Origin of the sequence: Motilimonas pumila (assembly GCF_003596335.1) — a bacterium.
GTDB classification, from domain to species: domain Bacteria; phylum Pseudomonadota; class Gammaproteobacteria; order Enterobacterales; family CBDFNC01; genus Motilimonas; species Motilimonas pumila.
Genome location: NZ_QZCH01000139.1, coordinates 1 through 683 on the forward strand (window position 1 = coordinate 1; position 683 = coordinate 683).

At 43.5% G+C, this 683-nt stretch carries 1 protein-coding gene; it reads right to left on the minus strand.

Annotated features, from left to right (window positions below):
- A partial coding sequence (locus D1Z90_RS20910) for a hypothetical protein (RefSeq protein ID WP_147378830.1) occupies positions 1-484 on the minus strand: 484 nt, incomplete at its 3' end.
- Positions 485-683 lie beyond the last annotated feature (199 nt).

The window sequence follows — 683 nt, forward strand, 5'->3', positions numbered from 1 at the left end:
GTTTATCATAGAAAACCAGATTTAACTCATATATCACGTCATCACATTTGTTGATATTCCAATTGGTTGTTTGTGGCACGGTGATAATGTAGCGCTCGCCAAGGTCGATGCCGTAATAAGTGCCGTTATAACGGGTGGGGATGTAAACGGGGTCTTTGGCCCAACTGGAGCGGGTAGTACATTTAGCGTCCGATGAGTACCACTCTGTGGTAACTTTAACGTGCCAGTTTTTGGGTTTAACGCCTTTAAAGGTTAAGGTTTTGTAATGCAGGTCAATGCCTTTGAGTTCTGTTGCTACTTCAGACACGTACGCATTGCCAACCTTAATGTAATCGTCAGGTATGCCTTTGGTCCACCAAAAGGCAATATCATCGGCAAATATTTTGTGCAAGAGGTAAATAGCAACAACCCCAATGGCCAGTGCGGTCTTGCCTTGCTTAGAACTGAAATATTGCGTTAACAGTTGCTTATATTGCTTTATCATGTGAGCACCTACTGCAGGGTGATTTGCCGGCGTATCTGCGCTTTAGGGGAGGACAGGACAGCCACTTCTTAGCTAGCTTATCCTTATTCGTTTAGCACATACAAGCAGTTCAAGTGATGGCTCAAAGGTAATAGCATTTATCGCTATTGAGGGTATTTCAATTCAAAATACTGCAAACAAGTGTTTGCTTGCGGTGCAG